Origin of the sequence: Corynebacterium sp. TAE3-ERU2 (assembly GCF_019209955.1) — a bacterium.
GTDB lineage: Bacteria > Actinomycetota > Actinomycetes > Mycobacteriales > Mycobacteriaceae > Corynebacterium > Corynebacterium megadyptis.
In genome coordinates this window covers 362,464-380,195 of the sequence record NZ_JAHUTL010000001.1, presented here as the reverse complement: position 1 = coordinate 380,195, position 17,732 = coordinate 362,464, and the positions used below count along the sequence as shown (strand labels likewise).

Sequence of the window (17,732 nt, the reverse complement as noted above, 5' to 3'; positions counted from 1 at the left end):
GGAGCTACGCGCAGCGTTTAGCAGTCGTAGTAGAGCTCGTACTCCAGCGGGGTCGGGCCCATGCGAGACGGGGTGATCTCGGTGTCCCACTTGTACTTGACGTAGGTGTCGATGAGATCCTCGGTGAACACATCGCCTTCGGTGAGGAAGTCGGCGTCCTTCTCAAGCGCGGCCAAGGACTCCTCCAGGGAGGTCGGCGCGGTCGGAATGGATGCGGCCTCCTCCGGCGGCAGCTCGTAGAGGTCCTTATCCACGGGCGCATGCGGCTCGATGCGGTTCTTCACACCGTCCAAGCCGGCGAGCATCATCGCGGAGAACGCGAAGTAGGGGTTCGCCGAAGGATCCGGGGCGCGGAACTCGATGCGCTTGGCCTTCGGGTTCGAGCCGGTGATCGGGATGCGCACGGCGGCGGAGCGGTTGCGCTGCGAGTACACGAGGTTGATCGGGGCCTCGAAGCCCTTCACCAGGCGGTGGTAGGAGTTGAGCGTCGGGTTCGAGAACGCCAGCACAGCGCCAGCGTGCTCGAGGATGCCGCCGATGAAATAACGGGCGGTATCGGAGAGGCCAGCGTAGCCGGACTCGTCGTGGAAGAGCGGCTCGCCGTCCTTCCACAGCGACAGGTGCGCGTGCATGCCGCTACCGGCGGAGTTCGCCAGCGGCTTCGGCATGAAGGTGGCGGTCTTGCCCCACTTGATGGCGGTGTTTTTCACCACGTACTTGAAGCTCTGCAGCAGATCGGCGCTCTGGAGCAGGGTGTCGAAGCGGTAGTTGATCTCCTGCTGACCATTGCCCACCTCGTGGTGGAAGCGCTCCACATCGAAGCCGATGCGCAGCAGGTTCTTGGCCATGGCGTCACGCAGATCCATGGTCTGGTCATAGGGGGCAGTGGGGAAGTAGCCGCCTTGGTGGCGGTTCTTATAGCCCAGGTTGGGGCTGCCGTCGATCTGTGTTGCGGCGTCGCGGTTCCACCAGCCCTCGCCGGAGTCCACCTCGTAGAAGCTGCGCTGCACATCTGAGGCGTAGCGCACCTTGTCGAAGAGATAGAACTCGGCCTCGGCGCCGACGAAGCAGGTATCGGCGATGCCGGTCGAGGCTAGATACTCCTCCGCCTTGCGGGCCACATTGCGCGGGTCGCGGGTGAAGGGCTCGCGGGTGAAGGGATCGTGCACGAAGAAGCGAACGTTGAGGGTCTTCGCAGCGCGGAAGGGATCGATATAGGCGGTCGACAGATCCGGCAGAAGGTTCATGTCGGACTGGTCGATCGTGGTGAATCCGCGAATCGACGAGCCATCGAACGCCAGTCCCTCCTCCATTGCGTCCTCATTGAGCATGGACGCTGGGATAGTGAGGTGATGTTCCGTGCCGGGAACATCGGTAAAGCGCACGTCTACAAACTCAACGTTTTCGTCCTGAATAAATTTGACTACGTCGCTCGGGGTTTCAAACTCCACGGGTATTAGCTCCTTGGGGCTATTTTATTGGGTTGAGATCTCCTCCCCAGTGTAGGTGCTACATCACTGCCGTGGGGCCGCTATGGCGTGTGAGTTATACGCGCTTATCGACGCAGCCCTCCAGCTTAGGAACACCGTCAGGTATGAGGAGAACGGCGCGGGCTATATTGCGATATGGCGCGTGCCGCTGGAACCCCATAGTACCCGAATATCTATAGCTCGAACGAAAAGGGGGTGGGCGTTTCGCCCAGCCGTCATAGCGCTGCTGAGGCCCCGCGGCCGTGGGGTTGATGAGAAAAAGGATAATGCGAATAGTTTCATTTCTCTCGTGTCCCCGATTACATTGGGATCATGGCAGAAAAGAGGCGTAGCTGGCTTGACGGTCCCGCAATTCCTAGTTCGGCCGAGAACGCCGATCGACCCGCCAAGTGGGCTGGTGAAAAGCTCGGGTTCCCAGAGACGGGGCCCGGCGCTTTGGCATCGGTGATGCGGCGGTCCGTCGGTGTCCTGGTGGACTGGACCCTGTGTTGGGGTACCGCCATCATCATTGATCAGTTCTCTGATTTCTTCACCGGTACGGCCACGCTGACCTATCTGTGCTACTTCATCCTGGGCACGATCAGCGTGACGCTGCTCGCCCGTACTCCCGGCCAGGCTTTGCTGGGAATTGGTGTGGCCCGCATTGATGAGGAAACCACAGTGGGGCTGTGGAGGGCCGCCGCCCGCACTGCTCTCACCCTACTGATCTTCCCCGCCGCAATGGTGGATGAGGACGGCCGCGGCATCCACGACCGTGTCACCAAAACCGCAGTAATCTTCGGCTAAAAGAACACCACAGGCCCCTGGTTATGTACCAGGGGCCTGAACTATGAGGTGCGTCGCGGCGCTCGCTAGAGCAGCATGAACACCAAGACCTGGGCCAGGACGATCTTCGCCACCATGGAAACGGGATAGACCGTGGTGTAGCCGATTGCGGGCAGTTCATTCTTGGTTTGGTCAGAGACGTAGCTGAGCACGGCAGGGTGGGTTTGTACGCCGGCGAGAATACCGGCGACCTGACCGAAAGGAATCTTCATCCAGAAGTAGCCGGCGAGAATCGTGATCGTAGAGACCAGAACGGTGATGATGAAACCCACGCCGATGATGGTCAATGAGGCAGGGTCGCTGAGCGCAGTTTTAAAGCCTGCCCCCGCCGTGGTACCAATTCCCGCGAGAAAGAGCGTGATACCGGTGGTGCGGAGGACGTTATTCGCGCTATAGGAAATCTGCCAGACCACCGGCCCGGTGCGGCCAATCGCGCCCAAGATCAGCGCGACGAGGAGCGGGCCACCCGCGCTGCCCAGTTTGAGCTCAGAACCACCGGGCAGTGGGAAGGGGATAAGTCCAACGAGCAGTCCCAAGGCCAAGCCCGCCAGCAGCGGCAGCATGTCGGCATTGGATACTCGCGCATAGGAGTCGCCGAAAATACGGTTCGCGCGGCGCAGCGTCTGTGGGTCGGCCACCACGCGGACGCGGTCGCCGAGCTGCAGCATCATATCGGGAGTGGCCACCATGTCGGCGTCGCCGCGGCGAACACGGGTCACCAGCATGCCCTGGAGCTTCGGTTCCAGCTTCGACAGCGGCACCCCCACGACGTCCTTCGAGGAGACGAAGATACGGCGAAAGTCCAGATCTTCATCATGCGAGGGGCCGCCTTCGAGCGGTTTTCCGAGGCGTTCGACGGCACGCTCGACCTCGGTCGGCTCGCCGACGAGTGTGAGGATATCGCCGGGGCGCACCCGATCGCCATACTCCGCCAGCCCTTCCCGATGCCCGTGCTGGACGCGGGAGATGATGACGCGCAGCTGCCATAGCAGCGGAATATTGTCCACCGCCGGAACATCATTCGCGATCACTAGGACGCGCTGTGAGACCAGCTCGTGGGGCGCCACGCCGGCGTCAATGGCTTCCTGCTCATGATCGATCTTGAGCACTTTCGCCAAGATGGCGATCACCATGATCACGCCGAGCACACCCAGTGGATAGGCGAGGGAGTAGGCCACCACGGGCAGATCGAGGTGCTCCGGTTGTGAGATTTCGGCCAGTGAATCCACCACGGCGGCCAGCGCCGGGGTGTTGGTGACCGCGCCGGTAAACATGCCGGCACCGGTAGACACCCCCAAGCCGGTGAGGGTGATCAATCCCCACGATATGGCCGTGACCAGAGACAGCACCGCGAGGATAAACGCGTTGTGCTTGAGCCCCCGGGTACGTAAAGAGGCGAAGAATGTCGGCCCTGCCTCGAGCCCGATGGTATAGACGAATAATGCCAATCCCAGCAGGTACACCACCTCGGGAAGCTTGACGCCCGGTTCAACGGTGGCGAAGCCCAGTCCGACAAAGAGTACAGCGGCCACCCCGAGGCGAAATCCCCCGATGTTGATCCTGCCGATAATCAGCCCCACCGCCATGATGACAGTGAGCGCGAGCAGGTGGTTCTCAGCAAAGATACTCACCCATCCATCATTGCACGTCGGCGCTCTAAAACATAGAACGTCCACCGGTGCTATGCAGGGCTGGGGGAGGGCAGAGAAAAACCTCCGCGCCCGAGGGGCAGCGGAGGTAAGAGGCAGTGCTCGTGGCTGATTTTTAGGCGCGGCCTACTTGGAGCGACGCTGGGCGGCGCGGCGGGCGCGGCGGTTCATACCGGCCATGGATGCGCCCTTGGGCACAGGTCCCTTCGGCATGCCAGCGGCCTGGAGCGGGTCGCGGTCCATCGCTTCGAAACGAGCAGAAAGGGCGCCCAGCTCCTTCTTCTTATAGTTGCGGGGCAGCTTCATCATTTCCTTTTGCAGGTTGCGCACTCGCACCTGGTCCTCGCCCTCACCGGCGAAGATCTCATAGATCGGGGTCTGCCCGGCGATACGCACGAGGCGGCGCTTGTAATTCGCCATGAGCGGGCGGACCCGCTTGATGTCGCCCTCACCAACGAGCACCACACCGGCGGGGCCGATGACGCGGTGCACGGCATCCATGTGGTGGTTGGTGGCCACCGCAGTGCGGGTATGCCACTCCACGCCGGGGCCGCTCCGCAGATTCTCGAGCGCCCAGCCGGCGGCGCCGGCCTGGCCCTCGGCGCGATCGTACACAGTGTTCTCCACGCGTTTGGTGAAGATGTACATCGCCAAAGCGAAGCCCAGCACCAAGCCCAGCGGCAGCAGGAACCACTGGCCACCAAAGAGCGAACCGATGAGGAAGAAGACAAGGCCGAGGCCGATGATGGCGAGAAGCATGAGCGGAACGAGCTTTTTGTCGTTCTTCGCCTGCATCTTAAAGGCCTGCCAGACCTGCGCCCGGCTCTGCTTGCGCTGCTGTTTCTTCAGCGCCTTTTCTTCCTTGGCGGCCTGCTTTGCCGCTAGTTTCCGTTGTTTCTTATTCGTATCAGCCATGTGTTTTAGGATAGGCGATCAGCGTGCTCACGCCCGCATTGCCTCTTCCTGTGTCACCCTTTCCTCACGTGTGTCTTTTAGGGCCGCCCTAGCGGCGGGCAGAGGTTACCGGAGTGTCCTTGGACGCGCCATAGCGCTGAATGAGGCTGGAGGCCTCTTGGGCGGTAGTGCCGGTATCCTCGCCCAGGTGCGCGAGGTTCTCCGGCAGGGCCTCGCCGCGCTCGGCCATCGCCCGCGCATAGAGGCGCCCAGCGCGGTAGGAAGAGCGTACCAGCGGCCCGGACATCACGGCCTTAAATCCGATCTCCTTCGCGGCCTTGGAATGCGCCACGAACTCCTCGGGCTTCACCCAGCGGTCGATGGGGTGGAACAGCGGGCCGGGGCGGAGATACTGCGTAATGGTGAGGATCTCACAGCCGGCATCATGCAGATCCTGCATGGCCTCGCGCACTTCCTCCACCGTTTCGCCCATGCCAAGGATGAAGTTGGACTTGGTCACGAGACCATAATCACGAGCCTGGCGGATCACATCCAAAGAACGTTCATAGCGGAAGGCGGGACGGATCTTCTTAAAGATGCGCGGCACCGTTTCCACATTGTGCGCGAAGACCTCCGGCTCGGACTCGAAGACCTGCTGCAGCGCGTCTGGGTTGCCGCGGAAATCGTCGACCAATAGTTCCACACCCGTGTTGGGGTTGAGTTTGTGGATCTGGCGGCAGGTTTCGGCATAAATCCACGATGCCCCATCGGGCAGATCATCGCGGGCGACGCCAGTAATCGTGGAGTAATTCAGCTGCATCTCCTGCACGGACTCAGCAACACGACGAGGCTCATCGCGATCGACCTCGGTGGGCCGGCCCGTGGCAATCTGACAGAAATCGCAGCGCCGAGTGCACTGATCGCCGCCAACCAAGAAGGTGGCCTCGCGGTCCTCCCAGCACTCGTGAATATTGGGACAGCCGGCCTCCTGGCACACCGTGTGCAGAGAGGCGCCGGACACGCGGTTTTTCATGTCCTTATACTCCGGGCCAGTTTTGACCTGGGTGCGGATCCAGCGCGGCTTATTCTCGATCGGAGTCTCGGCGTTCCGCGCCTCGATGCGTAGTAGCTTCTTTTCGCTCACTTTGTCCTCAAATTACGGGCCCCACCGTGGGCGAGGCGTGTGTTTTATAGCGATAGTTTCCGGATGGCAGCTGGGGAGCAGGGGTCCTCGGCGGAGCCAAAGCTGTGATCGGCCACCTCCAGCCGGCCTGCAAAAGCCTCAACCAGCCAGTGGTAACACGGCTCGATCACATCCTCCACCCGCACATCGGTGTCCAGCTCCCGTGACAGGGTAGTGACCCCAGCGTCACTAATGCCACAAGGAACGATGTGATCGTAATAGTCCAAGGTGTTATCACAGTTCAGCGCAAAACCATGCATAGTTATTCCTCGCGTAATGCGAATACCCAATGCCGCGACCTTGCGATCTGGGCCGCGCTCATCGGCGGGCACCCACACCCCCGAGCGGCCATCAATCCGCCCAGCCGTGCTCAGCCCCAGCGAGCGCACCAACTGAATGAGCGCCTCCTCGACGCGGCGAACATAGTCCACCACATCCACCGGATCCCGCAATTTGATGATGGGATAGCCCACCAACTGGCCGGGGCCATGCCAGGTGATTCGCCCGCCGCGATCCACATCAATGCAGGGCACGCCGTTGGTCGGGCGATCTGATTCCTGCGTGCGCTTACCCGCCGTATAGGTAGAGGGGTGCTCGAGCATGAGCACCCGGTCAGCGATCTCATCGCGGGCGCGCGCCGCCGCCAGATCCGCCTGCTCGTGCCACATCTCCACATAGTCGCGGGTGCCTAGCCGATGCAGCTCAATAGGGGTATCGAGATGCCTGATTGCTTGGCTTGCGGGGGTAAAAGGCTCGCGCGGTGCAGTCATAATGACTCAAGGGTACACGCGCCCTGTGGCGTGCACCTCACTCGCCTTGCTGCCGTGGGCGGCAGCTGGTTGTGGGGCAGAGGTGGGCGTCGATAAGCAGGAAAAGGCCGCTCCACACAATAAGCGTGAAGCGGCTGATAGACGAGTTAGGCGTTCTGTGCCTCGTACTCGGCGGCATCCATGAGCTCGCCGACCTCCTGCACCTCGACCTCGAAGAGATAACCGCCCGCGAAGGGCTCGTCATTGATCAGGCCCGGGTTGTCCTCGAGCTCCTCGTTGACGGCGGTGACGGTGCCGGTGACCGGGGCGTAGATATCCGAGACGGACTTGGTGGATTCGACTTCACCGCAGATCTCGCCGGCCTCCACGGAATCGCCCACAGCGGGCAGATCCACGAAGACGATCTCGCCGAGACGATCCGCGGCGATGGACGTCAGACCAACTTTGACGGTGGTGCCGGCGGCGTCATCCGCGGCGCGATCGATCCACTCGTGATCCTCGGAGTAGGAGAAAGTGGAGGGCAGCTGGGACATGGGTGAGTCCTTTCTGTCGAGCTGGAGAACGTAATGGTAAATAGTTTAGCCGCGCTTGTAGAAGGGGCGGGCAACAATGGTCATTGGCTGGCGCTTGCCACGCACATCCGCCTCGAGGGTGGTGCCCTCTGCAGCGTGATCGGCGTCTACATAGGCCAAAGCGATGGGGTGGCCGAGGGTGGGGGAGAGCTGGCCGGAGGTGATCTCGCCAACGCGCTCCTCACCGACATACAGCACGGAGCCGGCACGGGCGGCGCGACGCCCCTCGCCCCGCAGCCCCACGAGCTTGCGCTGCGGGGTGGGCAGCTCACGGAGCTGATCGCCGTAGAACTCGCCCGTCTTATTCTTGCCCACGAGCACACGCAAGCCGGCATCTACGGGGGTGAGATCCTCGCTCAACTCATGGCCATAGAGCGGCATAGCGGCCTCGAGCCGCAGGGAGTCCCGAGCGGCAAGGCCACAGACGGCACCCTCATAGGCCTCGAGCTTGTCGACCACCGCAGAGAACACAGCGGGGGCGTGCTCCTTGTCCACATACACCTCGAAACCATCCTCGCCGGTGTAGCCGGTACGGGCCACGAGGGTATCCACCCCGGCCACCGCGAGCGGGGCGGCGGAGTAGTAGCTGAGCCCATTGAGGGTGTCAGCCGAATCGGCGGGAACCAGTTCGCTGAGCAGCTCGGCGCTGCGCGGGCCCTGGACGGCGATGAGGGCGGTGTCCAGGCTCTGGTTCTCGAGCACCAGATCGGCATCGGCGAAGCGCTCGCGGGCGCGGTCCTCGAAGGCGGCCCACACTGCGGGCTGGTTGCCGGCGTTGGGCACCACCAAGAACTCGTCCTCGGCGAGGCGATAGCTGATGAGATCATCGATGATGCCGCCCTCGGCGTTGACAATCATCGAATACTTCGCCTTGCCCACCGGCAAGGTGGATAGCTGCGAGACGAGCACATAATCCAAGAATGCGGCGGCATCGCTACCGCGCACCGAGAGCTCGCCCATATGGGACAGGTCGAACACACCGACACGCTCGCGCACGGCGCGGTGTTCTTCGAGCTCGCGGCCGTACTTCAGCGGCATATTCCAGCCCCCGAAGTCGGTGAAGCTGGCGCCGAGCTTCTCGTTGAGATCGTGCAACGGGGAGTGCAAAAGATCAGTCATGGTGAGCCTTTCGGGTTAAGCGTGGTCGGAGTCGATGTCGAAGGCCTCCGGCGGCGGGCAGGAGCAGACCAGGTTGCGATCGCCATAGGCATCATCAATACGACGGACAGCGGGGAAATACTTATCGCGGCGCAGCCCCGGCACGGGGAAGGCGGCCTTTTCGCGGCTGAACTTCTCGTTCCACTCATCACTGACGACGCTGGCCGCGGTGAAGGGGGCCTTGCGGATCACGGAGTCCTCCACGGCGACCGTGCCGTCGATGATCTCCTGGATCTCTTCGCGGATTACGAGCATCGCCTCCACGAAGCGATCGAGCTCCGCGAGGTCCTCGGACTCGGTGGGCTCCACCATGAGGGTGCCGGCCACAGGGAAAGCGAGGGTGGGGGCGTGGAAGCCGAAGTCCACCAAGCGCTTGCACACGTCGAGGGCAGTGACGCCGGACTGCTTGGTTAGCTCCTGCAGATCCACGATGCACTCGTGCGCAACCAAACCATTCTTGCCGGTATAGAGCACCGGATAGGCGCCCTCGAGCTTCTTCACGATGTAGTTGGCGGCAAGCACGGCATGGGCGGAGGCGGCGAAGAGGCCTTCGCTGCTCATCAACCGCAGGTACATCCAGGAAATGGGGGTCACACCCGCCGAGCCATAGTAGGTGGCAGAGATCGGCACGCCCTCGCCCACGGGGGCATCCTCATGCGGATTGGCGGTGCGGGCATCGGTGGGCAGGAAGGGCACCAGGTGCTCGGCCACGCCGATCGGGCCCACGCCCGGGCCGCCACCACCATGCGGAATGGTGAAGGTCTTGTGCAGATTCAGGTGGGAGACGTCGCCGCCGAATGCGCCGGGGCGGGCGATACCGGCGAGGGCATTCATGTTGGCGCCATCGATGTAGACCTGGCCGCCGGCCTCGTGCACCAGCTCGCACACCTCGCCCACATTCTCCTCATACACGCCATGAGTGGAGGGGTAGGTGATCATGATGGCGGCGACATGGCCGGCATGGACCTCCAGCTTGGCCTTGAGATCCTCGATGTCTACCGTGCCATCATCGGCGGTAGCCACCACGACCACACGCAGGTTCGCCAGCGCAGCAGAGGCGGCATTGGTGCCGTGGGCGGAGGCGGGAACAATGCACACATCGCGCTGATCATCGCCGCGGGAGACGTGGTAGCGGCGGATAGCCAGCAAACCGGCCAGCTCGCCCTGGGAGCCGGCATTGGGCTGCACCGACACTTTGGCATAGCCGGTGATTTCCGCCAGCCATGTCTCGAGATCCTCGATGATACGACGCCAGCCCTTGGTGTGCGACTCCGGGGCGAAGGGGTGCACATCTGCCAGATGAGGCCAAGTGATCGGCTCGACCGCAGAGGTGGGATTGAGCTTCATGGTGCAGGAGCCCAGCGGAATCATGGTGCGGTCGAGGGCCAGATCGCGGTCGCCAAGACGGCGAATATAGCGCATCATCTGGGTTTCGGAGTGGATCTGGGAGAAGATCTCATGCCGCAGCGGTTCATCGGCGCGCTCCTGCTCGATGCGCGACTCGGCTTCCTGCTCCAGGGTGTCGTCGGCGATACCGAAGATACGGCACAAGGCCGCCATATCGTCCTCGGTGGTGGCCTCACCGAAGTTCACACACACGCGGTCCTCATCCACCGCGCGGATGAGATAGCCCTCCTCGAGGGCGGTGGTGGCGAACTCGTCGGCACGGCCGCCCGTGGAGATGCAGACGGTATCGAAGAAGGTGGAGTGCACCAGCGATAGCTCGTCGTCCGCAGACTCGATGGCATCGGCAAAGCTGCAGGCCTTGCGGTGGATTTCGCGGGCGATGCCCTTCAGCCCCTCCGCGCCGTGATAGACGGCATACATCGAGGCCATGACGGCCAGTAATGCCTGGGCGGTACAGATATTGCTGGTGGCGCGATCGCGGCGAATATGCTGCTCGCGGGTCTGCAGGGCCAGGCGATACGCTGGGAAGCCGTCCAGATCCTTACTCACGCCCACGATGCGGCCCGGGATCTGGCGCTTCAAGGAGTCAGTGACCGCCATGAACGCGGCATGGGGCCCGCCGAAGAACAACGGCACACCGAAACGCTGGGTGGTGCCCACGCACACGTCCGCGCCGAGATCACCAGGGGCAGTGTGCAGGACCAGCATCATGGGATCTGCTACCACGGTGGCGAGACCGCCACGGTCGTGGGTGGCGTCGATAAGCGAAGAAATATCGCGCACATCGCCCTCGGTGCCGGTGTAGGCAATCACGGTGCCCACAAGATCCTCGGCGACCAACCCCACGGACAGGTCTTGGACGTGCGCCTCGAGCTCCATAACGCGGGCACGCTCGCGGGCGATGCTCAGCACCTGGGGATGCAGGCGACTGTCCAACACCACGCTGCGGCCCTTCTTCACCTTGCGGCTCATCAAGCTAATGGCCTCGGCCACGGCGGTGGCCTCATCCAGCAGCGAGGCATTCGCGATGGGCAGGTTGCACAGCTCGGAGATCATGGTCTGGAAGTTCAGCAGGGCCTCGAGGCGGCCCTGGGAGATCTCCGGCTGATAAGGGGTATAGGCGGTATAGAAGCCGGCATCCTCAAGAACACCCCGGCGGATCACCGACGGGGTGATGGTGGAGGAGAAGCCTTGGCCATAGAAGGACTTGAGGGGGATGTTCTGCTCGGCGTCGTGGGCGAGCACGCGCTGCGCCTCAAATTCCGACTGCTCGCTCGGCAGGTTCATCCGCTCGGTATTGATAATCGAGGCGGGGACGGCCTTCTCAATGAGTTCCTCCAATGAGGAGACGCCAAGCGTGTCCAGCATGATCGAAGTTTCATGAGCGTCGGGGCCGATATGGCGATCGCTGAAAGACAAAGTGGGCCTTTCCGTGGGGTTGATGTGCCTTGGGGATGAAGGACAGTAAGGAAAAGAAATGTCCCCCTCATTATAGGAGCTGGGTCACTGTTTGGGATTGAGAGTGGTGGCCCCCATTCTCGGATTGCAGACATCCTGCGGTGATGGAATGCGGGGGTAGCGGTGGGGGTGATTGTGGGGTGGTGCATAAAGACAACCACCCCGCGCTGGCGTTGACGCACTGCGCGGGGTGGTTGGGAAGAGCCCTGTGTTTAGCTCAGCTCGAGATCCTCGGTGAAGTCGATGTTCTCGAGGCGGTCACGGACGGTGGTCATGAAGCGACCAGCGTCAGCGCCGTCGATGATCTGGTGATCATAGGAGAAGGGCAGGTAGGCCATCTGGCGGATAGCGATGGCGTCATTGCCGTTCTCGCTGACCACGACCGGACGCTTGGTGATAGCGCCGGTGCCCACCATGGCTGCCTGCGGCGGAACCACGATCGGGGTATCGGAGAGCGCACCCTCGGAACCGATATTGGTGATGGTGAAGGTGCCACCGGTCAGATCGGCCGGCTTGAGCTTGTTATTGCGGGCGCGATCAGCCAAGTCCACGATCGCCTTCGCCAGCTCCGGCAGGGACAGCTTCTCGGCCTCGTGGATCACCGGGGTGAGCAGACCCTTCGGCGTGTCGACGGCGATAGCCAGTCCCACGCTCGGGTGGTAGGTGATCTCCTTGGTCTCAGCGTTGTAGGAGGCGTTGACATTCGGGTGGGACACCAAGGCCTCCACGATGGCCTTCGCGAAGAAGGGCAGGTAGGTGAGGTTCACACCATGAGCCTTGGTGAAGGCCGGCTTGGCCTCCTTGCGCAGGGCAGCAATGGTGGTCATGTCCACCTCGTGCAGCTGGGTGAGCTGCGCGGAGATCTGCAGGGCCTCGAGGGTCTTCTTCGCGGTGATCTCGCGAATACGGTTGACCTTCTGAGTGGTGCCACGCAGCTCGGCCTTCGCCGGGTCCACAGACTTGGTGGACACGCGGGGAGTCTCCTCCTTCGCCGGGGCTGCGTCCTCGGACTCGCCCTTCGACTCGCCCTTGGCGGCAGCCAGCACATCCTGCTTGCGGATGCGGCCGCCCACACCGGTGCCCTCGACAGTGGAGAGATCAATGCCGTGCTTATCAGCCAGCTTCCGCACGAGCGGGGTCACATACGGCAGGTTATCGCCGGTATTGACCTTCTCCTGCTTCTTCTCTTCCTTCTTCTCAGGCTGAGCCTCGGACTTCTCCTCCTTCTTCGGAGCAGACTCCTGCTTAGGCTCCTCCTTCTTCTCTTCCTTCTCTTCCTTGGCTTCAGCTTCTTCGGCTTCTGCCTCGTCCTCATCGTCGTCGGAGTCGGAATCGTCGGAGGAGCTGGCGGCGTCGGCGTCGCCGATGCGGGCGATAACGTCACCGACGTCGACGGTGTCGTCTTCTTCGGCGAGGATCTCGAGCAGGGTGCCGGCGACGGGGGAAGGAACCTCGGTATCAACCTTGTCGGTGGAGACTTCGAGGAGTGGTTCGTCGACCTCGACCGTATCGCCCACGGACTTCAGCCAGGAGGTGATGGTGCCTTCTGTAACGGATTCGCCAAGCTCGGGCATGGCCACGTCGGTGGCCTCGCTGGAGGAGGACTTCTTATCAGCCTTCGGCTTGTCCTCAGACTCCTTCTTCTCTTCCTTGGCTTCAGCTTCTTCGGCCTCTGCCTCGTCTTCGTCCGAGTCGTCGTCGGAGTCGGAGTCGTCGGAGGAGCTGGCGGCGTCGGCGTCGCCGATGCGGGCGATAACGTCACCGACGTCGACGGTGTCGTCTTCTTCGGCGAGGATCTCGAGCAGGGTGCCGGCGACGGGGGAAGGAACCTCGGTATCAACCTTGTCGGTGGACACTTCGAGGAGCGGTTCGTCGACCTCGACCGTATCGCCCACGGACTTCAGCCAGGAGGTGATGGTGCCTTCGCTAACGGATTCGCCCAGCTCGGGCATGGCCACGTCGGTGGCCTCGCTGGAGGAGGACTTCTTATTTGCCTTCGGCTTGTCCTCAGACTCCTTCTTCTCTTCCTCGGCGGAGGACTCTTCGGCCTCCGACTCCTCGGAATCAGAATCGGAATCGGAATCGCCGGAGGGCTCCTCGCCCTCGTCGCCGATGACGCAGATAACGTCGCCAACGTCGACGGTGTCGTCCTCGTCAGCCTTGATCTCAAGCAGGACGCCTGCCTTGGGGGAAGGAACCTCGGTATCAACCTTGTCGGTGGACACCTCGAGGAGCGGTTCGTCGACCTCGACCGTATCGCCCACGGACTTCAGCCACGTGGTGATGGTGCCTTCTGTAACTGACTCGCCCAACTCGGGCATCTCTACGGAGAACGCCATTGTTTTTAAGTCTCCTCGCATGAAAGTAGCGTGTGAAAAATCGTCAAACGGTAACAACAAAAAGAGTACCGCTTTTAACGGTCCATTGTAGGCGGTTAGGCTCCGCATTCTGTGCATAGCGTGCCCCTATCCGCGCGGCCCTGCGCGTGGGAGCGGATCTCTGCATGCTGTGCAGGCCCGCTATGCCCCCAGTGGAGAGCAGCCCCGCCTTATCGCAGGGGGCTTGTAGAATGATGTGTCATGTTCAATCTTTTCAACCGTGGCAGATCCAAAAAGGGACTCAAGGCTCCCCGCAGCGCCACCGGATCCATCCGGGACGCCGATCTCGCCGAGCTGCGCGCATGGATGCAGGGCCGTGGCTTCGTGGAGGGCTTCGTCGAGCCCGAAACGCTGGTGAATGAGATGAGCGTGGTGTTGGTGGATGAGCATGGAGACTTCATCCGCCGCCGGATTGGCGGGCCCAAGGGCATCAACGCCACCGCCTCCGCGCTGGGTATCGGCCTCTTCGATGTGGAGGAGACGGGGTATCCGCAAAGGATGCGCGAGCGAATCGAACGTGACCGTATCCTCCGCAAGCGCGAGGAACAGCGGCAGCGGCGCGAGGAATGGGAAAAGAGACACAATGAGCCCGAGGGCGGCGTCGATAAGTAGCCCTGGGTAGAAGGCAGAGAAAAGGAAAAATCCCATCCACCGAAGTGGATGGGATTAGTCATGGGTGCAGGTCTTTAACCATTGACCGAGATGTCACGGAGCAGATCCACCAAGGTGCGCACCGGAACACCGGTGGCGCGCTTCGGGGTGTAGCCGTGGACGGCGGTGGTGTTGAAGGCGGGGCCCGCGATATCGATATGGGCCCACGGGATGCCCTCGCCGACGAAGCGGCTGAGGAAATAGCCGGCCTGCATCATGCCGGCGGAGCGGTTGGTGCCAATATTGCGCAGATCCGCGGAAGGCGAGGAGAACTGCTCGGCGATCTCCTCCGGAATCGGCATGGCCCATGCCGGCTCACCTGCATCGCGACCCGTGGTGGCAATGCGCTCGCGGAGAGTCTCGTCGCCCATCACGCCGGAGGTGCGATCACCCAAGGCCACCACCTGGGCGCCGGTGAGGGTGGCGCTATCGATGAGGTAGTCCGGATTGTCCTCGCTGGCACGCACCAAGGCATCCGCCAGGATGAGGCGGCCCTCGGCGTCGGTGTTCTGGATCTCGGAGGTGGTGCCGCCATAGTGGGTGATCACATCGCCCGGACGGTAGGCCTTGCCACCCGGCATGTTCTCCGCCAGCGGGATGGTGGCGGTGATCTGCACCGGCAGCTCGAGGCGGGCGGCGGCAACGATGGTGGCGATCATGGCCGCGGAGCCGCCCATATCGGAGATCATGTTCTCCATATTGGCGCCCGGCTTAATGGAGATGCCGCCGGTATCGAAGGTCACGCCCTTGCCCACCAGGCCCACGTGGGTCTTCGCCTTCTTCGGCTTCCACTCCAGGCGCACCAGCCGCGGGGTGCGGGACGAGCCCATGCCCACGGCGAGGATGCCGCCAAAGCCGCGCTTGGCGAGCTTCTTCTCATCCAGCACGGTGGCCTGCAGCCCCACCTTCGCGGCTTCCTCGGCCACGAAGGATGCATAGGACTCGGGGTAGAGGTGCGAGGAGGGGGTATTGACGAGGTCGCGGCACAGCGCCACGGACTCGGCCACGATCACGGCGGCCTCGAATTCCTTCTTATCGGCGCCGAGGAAGGTCACCGAGCTAGGCCGGGTGCTCTCGCCCTCAGTGCGCAGTCCGCGATAGTCATACGCGCCCAGCGCGCAGCCCTCGACGGCGGCTGCGGTATTGAGCTCAGAGAGGGTGGTGGCCACAACGGCGTGCTCGGGCAGGCTGCGCATGGCGCTACCGGCGGCACGGCGAATCGTCTCCGCATCGGAGTCCTCGGCAGCGCCCAGACCCACCGCGGCGACTGCGTCTACCTTGAGCTTCTTCGGGGCGGGCACAGTGTGCACGGTGCCGGCCTTGCCGGTGGCGCCGACAGCGCTCAGCGCATCACACAGGGAGCGCGCCGAGGCATCGTCCAGCGGCCCCAGTACGGGCAGCTCCAATTCGCTCTCGCCCTCGTAGACGGGCACGAGCAGCACGGAGGTGTTCTTCTCCAGCTTTTTGCTTCGCTTCAATTCAGGCAGGTAGCCGCGCGCGGGCAGGGAGTTCGCCATATGGTTCGCAATCCTTTCTGTACAGCGGTCAATGCTTATCGACGCCCAGCTGTGGTCGGTGGCGCCGGCAACGTCTTGTGAATAAGACTTCCACCAGCCTAGCGTGAGCTAAGAAGCGCCGCCGCGAGTTGGTTGCCCGAAACTTAGGGTAATCAGGGCTTTGAAACCAGAGAGGGAGTAGCTTAATACCATGCAAGATTTAGAGTTCACCATTAGGAAGAACGAGAACCCCACCCCCGCCGCTGAGATCGCGAAGATTCTTGAGGCCCCGGGGTTTGGCAAGCACTTCACCGATCACATGGTGACCATTGAGTGGTCCCACGATAAGGGATGGCACGACGCCCAGGTGCGCCCCTATGGCCCGCTGTCCTTTGATCCGGCCACGAATGTTTTTCATTATGGCCAGGCCATTTTCGAAGGGCTGAAGGCCTATCGGCACGAGGATGGCTCCATTGTCACCTTCCGCCCCTATGCCAACGCTGCGCGTTTCCAGAACTCGGCGCACCGCTTGGCCATGCCGCAGCTGCCCCAAGAGGTATTCCTCGAGTCCATCCGCCAGCTGGTGGACATCGACCGCGACTGGGTTCCGGCCGCCGGCGGCGAGGAATCTCTGTACCTGCGCCCCTTCATGATCTCCACCGAGACCTCCCTGGGTGTGCACCCGGCGAATAGCTACACCTATGTGCTCATCGCCTCCCCGGCCGGCGCCTACTTCGCGCGGGGCATCAAGCCCGTGTCGGTGTGGATTTGCGAGGACTTCGTCCGCGCTGCCCGCGGTGGTACCGGTGCGGCCAAGTGTGCTGGCAACTACGCTGCCTCGCTTCTGGCCCAGGCCCAGGCGGAAGAAAAGGGCTGCGACCAGGTGGTGTGGCTGGACTCTATCGAGCTGAACTACATCGAGGAGATGGGCGGCATGAATCTCATGTTCGTCTACGGCGAAGGGGAGGATGTCACCGTGGTGACCCCCGCCCTGTCCGGTTCTCTGCTTCCCGGCGTGACCCGCGATTCTCTGCTTCAGGTGGCCCGCGATCTCGGCTATCAGGTCAAGGAGGAGCTGGTGTCGAAGGAGCAGTGGCGTGACGACGCCACCTCGGGGGCCATGACCGAGGCCTTGGCCTGCGGCACCGCGGCTGTGATTACCCCGGTGGGCGCGGTGAAGTCCGCTCACGGCGATTTTGAGATCGCTGGCGGTGCCACCGGCACGGTCACCATGGAGCTGCGCAATCACCTCACGGGTATCCAGCGCGGCACCGTGGAGGATACGCACGGCTGGATTCACACGCTCATCGAGGCCTAAGCAGCGTAGTCCTCATAGACAACACCGGCGCTGTCCCTCATGGGAGGGGGCGCCGGTGTTGCGGTGTGCGTGAGATGTATCGCTTAAATATAAGGATGGCTTAGAGAGCCGAGAGATCGATGTTGAGGTCGAGCAGATCGGTGGAGCCGAAGTGCGCACCGGAGAAATCTACGGTGGTGAGGTTCGGCAGGATCGCCGGTGCCGGGGGCGGGCAGCAGTTGTTGCCGCCGAACTCGAGGTACAGATCCTTGATGGGGCCATCAACGATCTCATTAATGGATAGGACGAAGGACAAAGTGTGTCTCCCTCTTGTGGTGCCACAGTCGTGGCTTTCTGAACACTTGCACAGAGGAGATTAATTGCTCGCTCACTAAGGGGCAATAAGTAAAAAATGCTGTGTGCGCTGGGGAAACAATGCTGATGTGGCCGCGGAAAATTTATTCATTACTTCGCGCTCGGGGCGGGAATTTTCTCCACGATGTC

Annotated in this window: 14 protein-coding genes; 3 read left to right on the top strand and 11 right to left on the bottom strand. The window is 62.4% G+C overall.

What is annotated here, in order from left to right:
- Positions 1 to 17: 17 nt before the first annotated feature.
- Entirely contained in the window at positions 18 to 1,451 is a 1,434-nt protein-coding gene (gene glnA, locus KRX12_RS01610) for a type I glutamate--ammonia ligase (protein ID WP_218364013.1), read from the bottom strand.
- Positions 1,452 to 1,802: 351 nt separating this feature from the next.
- Here glnA and KRX12_RS01605 point away from each other — a divergent pair, with 351 nt between their 5' ends.
- A complete protein-coding gene (locus tag KRX12_RS01605; protein WP_218365486.1) occupies positions 1,803 to 2,276 on the top strand; it encodes an RDD family protein in 474 nt (157 codons plus the stop codon).
- A gap of 65 nt (positions 2,277 to 2,341) precedes the next feature.
- On the opposite strand, the gene KRX12_RS01600 is transcribed toward KRX12_RS01605, so the two are convergent.
- The 8 genes from KRX12_RS01600 to sucB all read right to left on the bottom strand — a co-directional run bounded on the left by KRX12_RS01600 (position 2,342) and on the right by sucB (position 13,745).
- Positions 2,342 to 3,946, bottom strand: a complete 1,605-nt coding sequence (locus KRX12_RS01600; protein WP_218364012.1) for an aspartate:alanine exchanger family transporter — start codon at positions 3,944 to 3,946, stop codon at positions 2,342 to 2,344.
- A gap of 144 nt (positions 3,947 to 4,090) precedes the next feature.
- Complete coding sequence (locus KRX12_RS01595; protein WP_151529228.1) at positions 4,091 to 4,879, bottom strand: DUF4191 domain-containing protein; 789 nt, start codon at positions 4,877 to 4,879, stop codon at positions 4,091 to 4,093.
- A gap of 88 nt (positions 4,880 to 4,967) precedes the next feature.
- Positions 4,968 to 6,002: a lipoyl synthase gene (gene lipA / locus KRX12_RS01590; RefSeq protein WP_151529229.1), complete on the bottom strand. Its 1,035-nt coding sequence runs from the start codon at positions 6,000 to 6,002 to the stop codon at positions 4,968 to 4,970.
- A 44-nt stretch (positions 6,003 to 6,046) separates the two neighbouring features.
- The gene (gene lipB, locus KRX12_RS01585) at positions 6,047 to 6,811 is read right to left on the bottom strand and encodes a lipoyl(octanoyl) transferase LipB (protein WP_218365485.1); all 765 of its coding nucleotides are present in this window, start codon (positions 6,809 to 6,811) and stop codon (positions 6,047 to 6,049) included.
- 146 nt (positions 6,812 to 6,957) lie between these two features.
- Positions 6,958 to 7,344, bottom strand: a complete 387-nt coding sequence (gene gcvH, locus KRX12_RS01580; RefSeq protein WP_218364010.1) for a glycine cleavage system protein GcvH — start codon at positions 7,342 to 7,344, stop codon at positions 6,958 to 6,960.
- 45 nt (positions 7,345 to 7,389) lie between these two features.
- Positions 7,390 to 8,502 (bottom strand): glycine cleavage system aminomethyltransferase GcvT, encoded by a 1,113-nt coding sequence (gene gcvT / locus KRX12_RS01575; protein WP_218365484.1) that lies wholly within the window; start codon positions 8,500 to 8,502, stop codon positions 7,390 to 7,392.
- 15 nt (positions 8,503 to 8,517) lie between these two features.
- Positions 8,518 to 11,367, bottom strand: a complete 2,850-nt coding sequence (gene gcvP, locus KRX12_RS01570) for an aminomethyl-transferring glycine dehydrogenase (RefSeq protein ID WP_218365483.1) — start codon at positions 11,365 to 11,367, stop codon at positions 8,518 to 8,520.
- Positions 11,368 to 11,618: 251 nt separating this feature from the next.
- Positions 11,619 to 13,745: a 2-oxoglutarate dehydrogenase, E2 component, dihydrolipoamide succinyltransferase gene (sucB, locus tag KRX12_RS01565; protein ID WP_218365482.1), complete on the bottom strand. Its 2,127-nt coding sequence runs from the start codon at positions 13,743 to 13,745 to the stop codon at positions 11,619 to 11,621.
- Positions 13,746 to 13,985: 240 nt separating this feature from the next.
- On the opposite strand from sucB, the gene KRX12_RS01560 reads away from it, so the two are divergent.
- Positions 13,986 to 14,396, top strand: a complete 411-nt coding sequence (locus KRX12_RS01560; RefSeq protein WP_151529235.1) for an oxidoreductase — start codon at positions 13,986 to 13,988, stop codon at positions 14,394 to 14,396.
- A gap of 74 nt (positions 14,397 to 14,470) precedes the next feature.
- On the opposite strand, the gene KRX12_RS01555 is transcribed toward KRX12_RS01560, so the two are convergent.
- Entirely contained in the window at positions 14,471 to 15,952 is a 1,482-nt protein-coding gene (locus tag KRX12_RS01555; protein WP_218365481.1) for a leucyl aminopeptidase, read from the bottom strand.
- 190 nt (positions 15,953 to 16,142) lie between these two features.
- On the opposite strand from KRX12_RS01555, the gene KRX12_RS01550 reads away from it, so the two are divergent.
- Positions 16,143 to 17,249, top strand: coding sequence for a branched-chain amino acid aminotransferase (locus tag KRX12_RS01550; RefSeq protein ID WP_218365480.1), 1,107 nt, complete (start codon positions 16,143 to 16,145; stop codon positions 17,247 to 17,249).
- 100 nt (positions 17,250 to 17,349) lie between these two features.
- On the opposite strand, the gene KRX12_RS01545 is transcribed toward KRX12_RS01550, so the two are convergent.
- On the bottom strand, positions 17,350 to 17,544 hold the full coding sequence (locus tag KRX12_RS01545) for a hypothetical protein (protein ID WP_151529238.1): 195 nt from the start codon (positions 17,542 to 17,544) through the stop codon (positions 17,350 to 17,352).
- Positions 17,545 to 17,732 lie beyond the last annotated feature (188 nt).

Bases quoted from the DNA above. Each gene is read 5' to 3' on its own strand.
- KRX12_RS01550 (WP_218365480.1), top strand. From the start codon at position 16,143: ATGCAAGATTTAGAGTTCACCATTAGGAAGAACGAGAACCCCACCCCC.
- KRX12_RS01595 (WP_151529228.1), bottom strand. From the start codon at position 4,879: ATGGCTGATACGAATAAGAAACAACGGAAACTAGCGGCAAAGCAGGCC.
- KRX12_RS01555 (WP_218365481.1), bottom strand. From the start codon at position 15,952: ATGGCGAACTCCCTGCCCGCGCGCGGCTACCTGCCTGAATTGAAGCGA.
- KRX12_RS01605 (WP_218365486.1), top strand. From the start codon at position 1,803: ATGGCAGAAAAGAGGCGTAGCTGGCTTGACGGTCCCGCAATTCCTAGT.
- lipB (WP_218365485.1), bottom strand. From the start codon at position 6,811: ATGACTGCACCGCGCGAGCCTTTTACCCCCGCAAGCCAAGCAATCAGG.
- sucB (WP_218365482.1), bottom strand. From the start codon at position 13,745: ATGGCGTTCTCCGTAGAGATGCCCGAGTTGGGCGAGTCAGTTACAGAA.
- KRX12_RS01560 (WP_151529235.1), top strand. From the start codon at position 13,986: ATGTTCAATCTTTTCAACCGTGGCAGATCCAAAAAGGGACTCAAGGCT.
- gcvT (WP_218365484.1), bottom strand. From the start codon at position 8,502: ATGACTGATCTTTTGCACTCCCCGTTGCACGATCTCAACGAGAAGCTC.
- gcvH (WP_218364010.1), bottom strand. From the start codon at position 7,344: ATGTCCCAGCTGCCCTCCACTTTCTCCTACTCCGAGGATCACGAGTGG.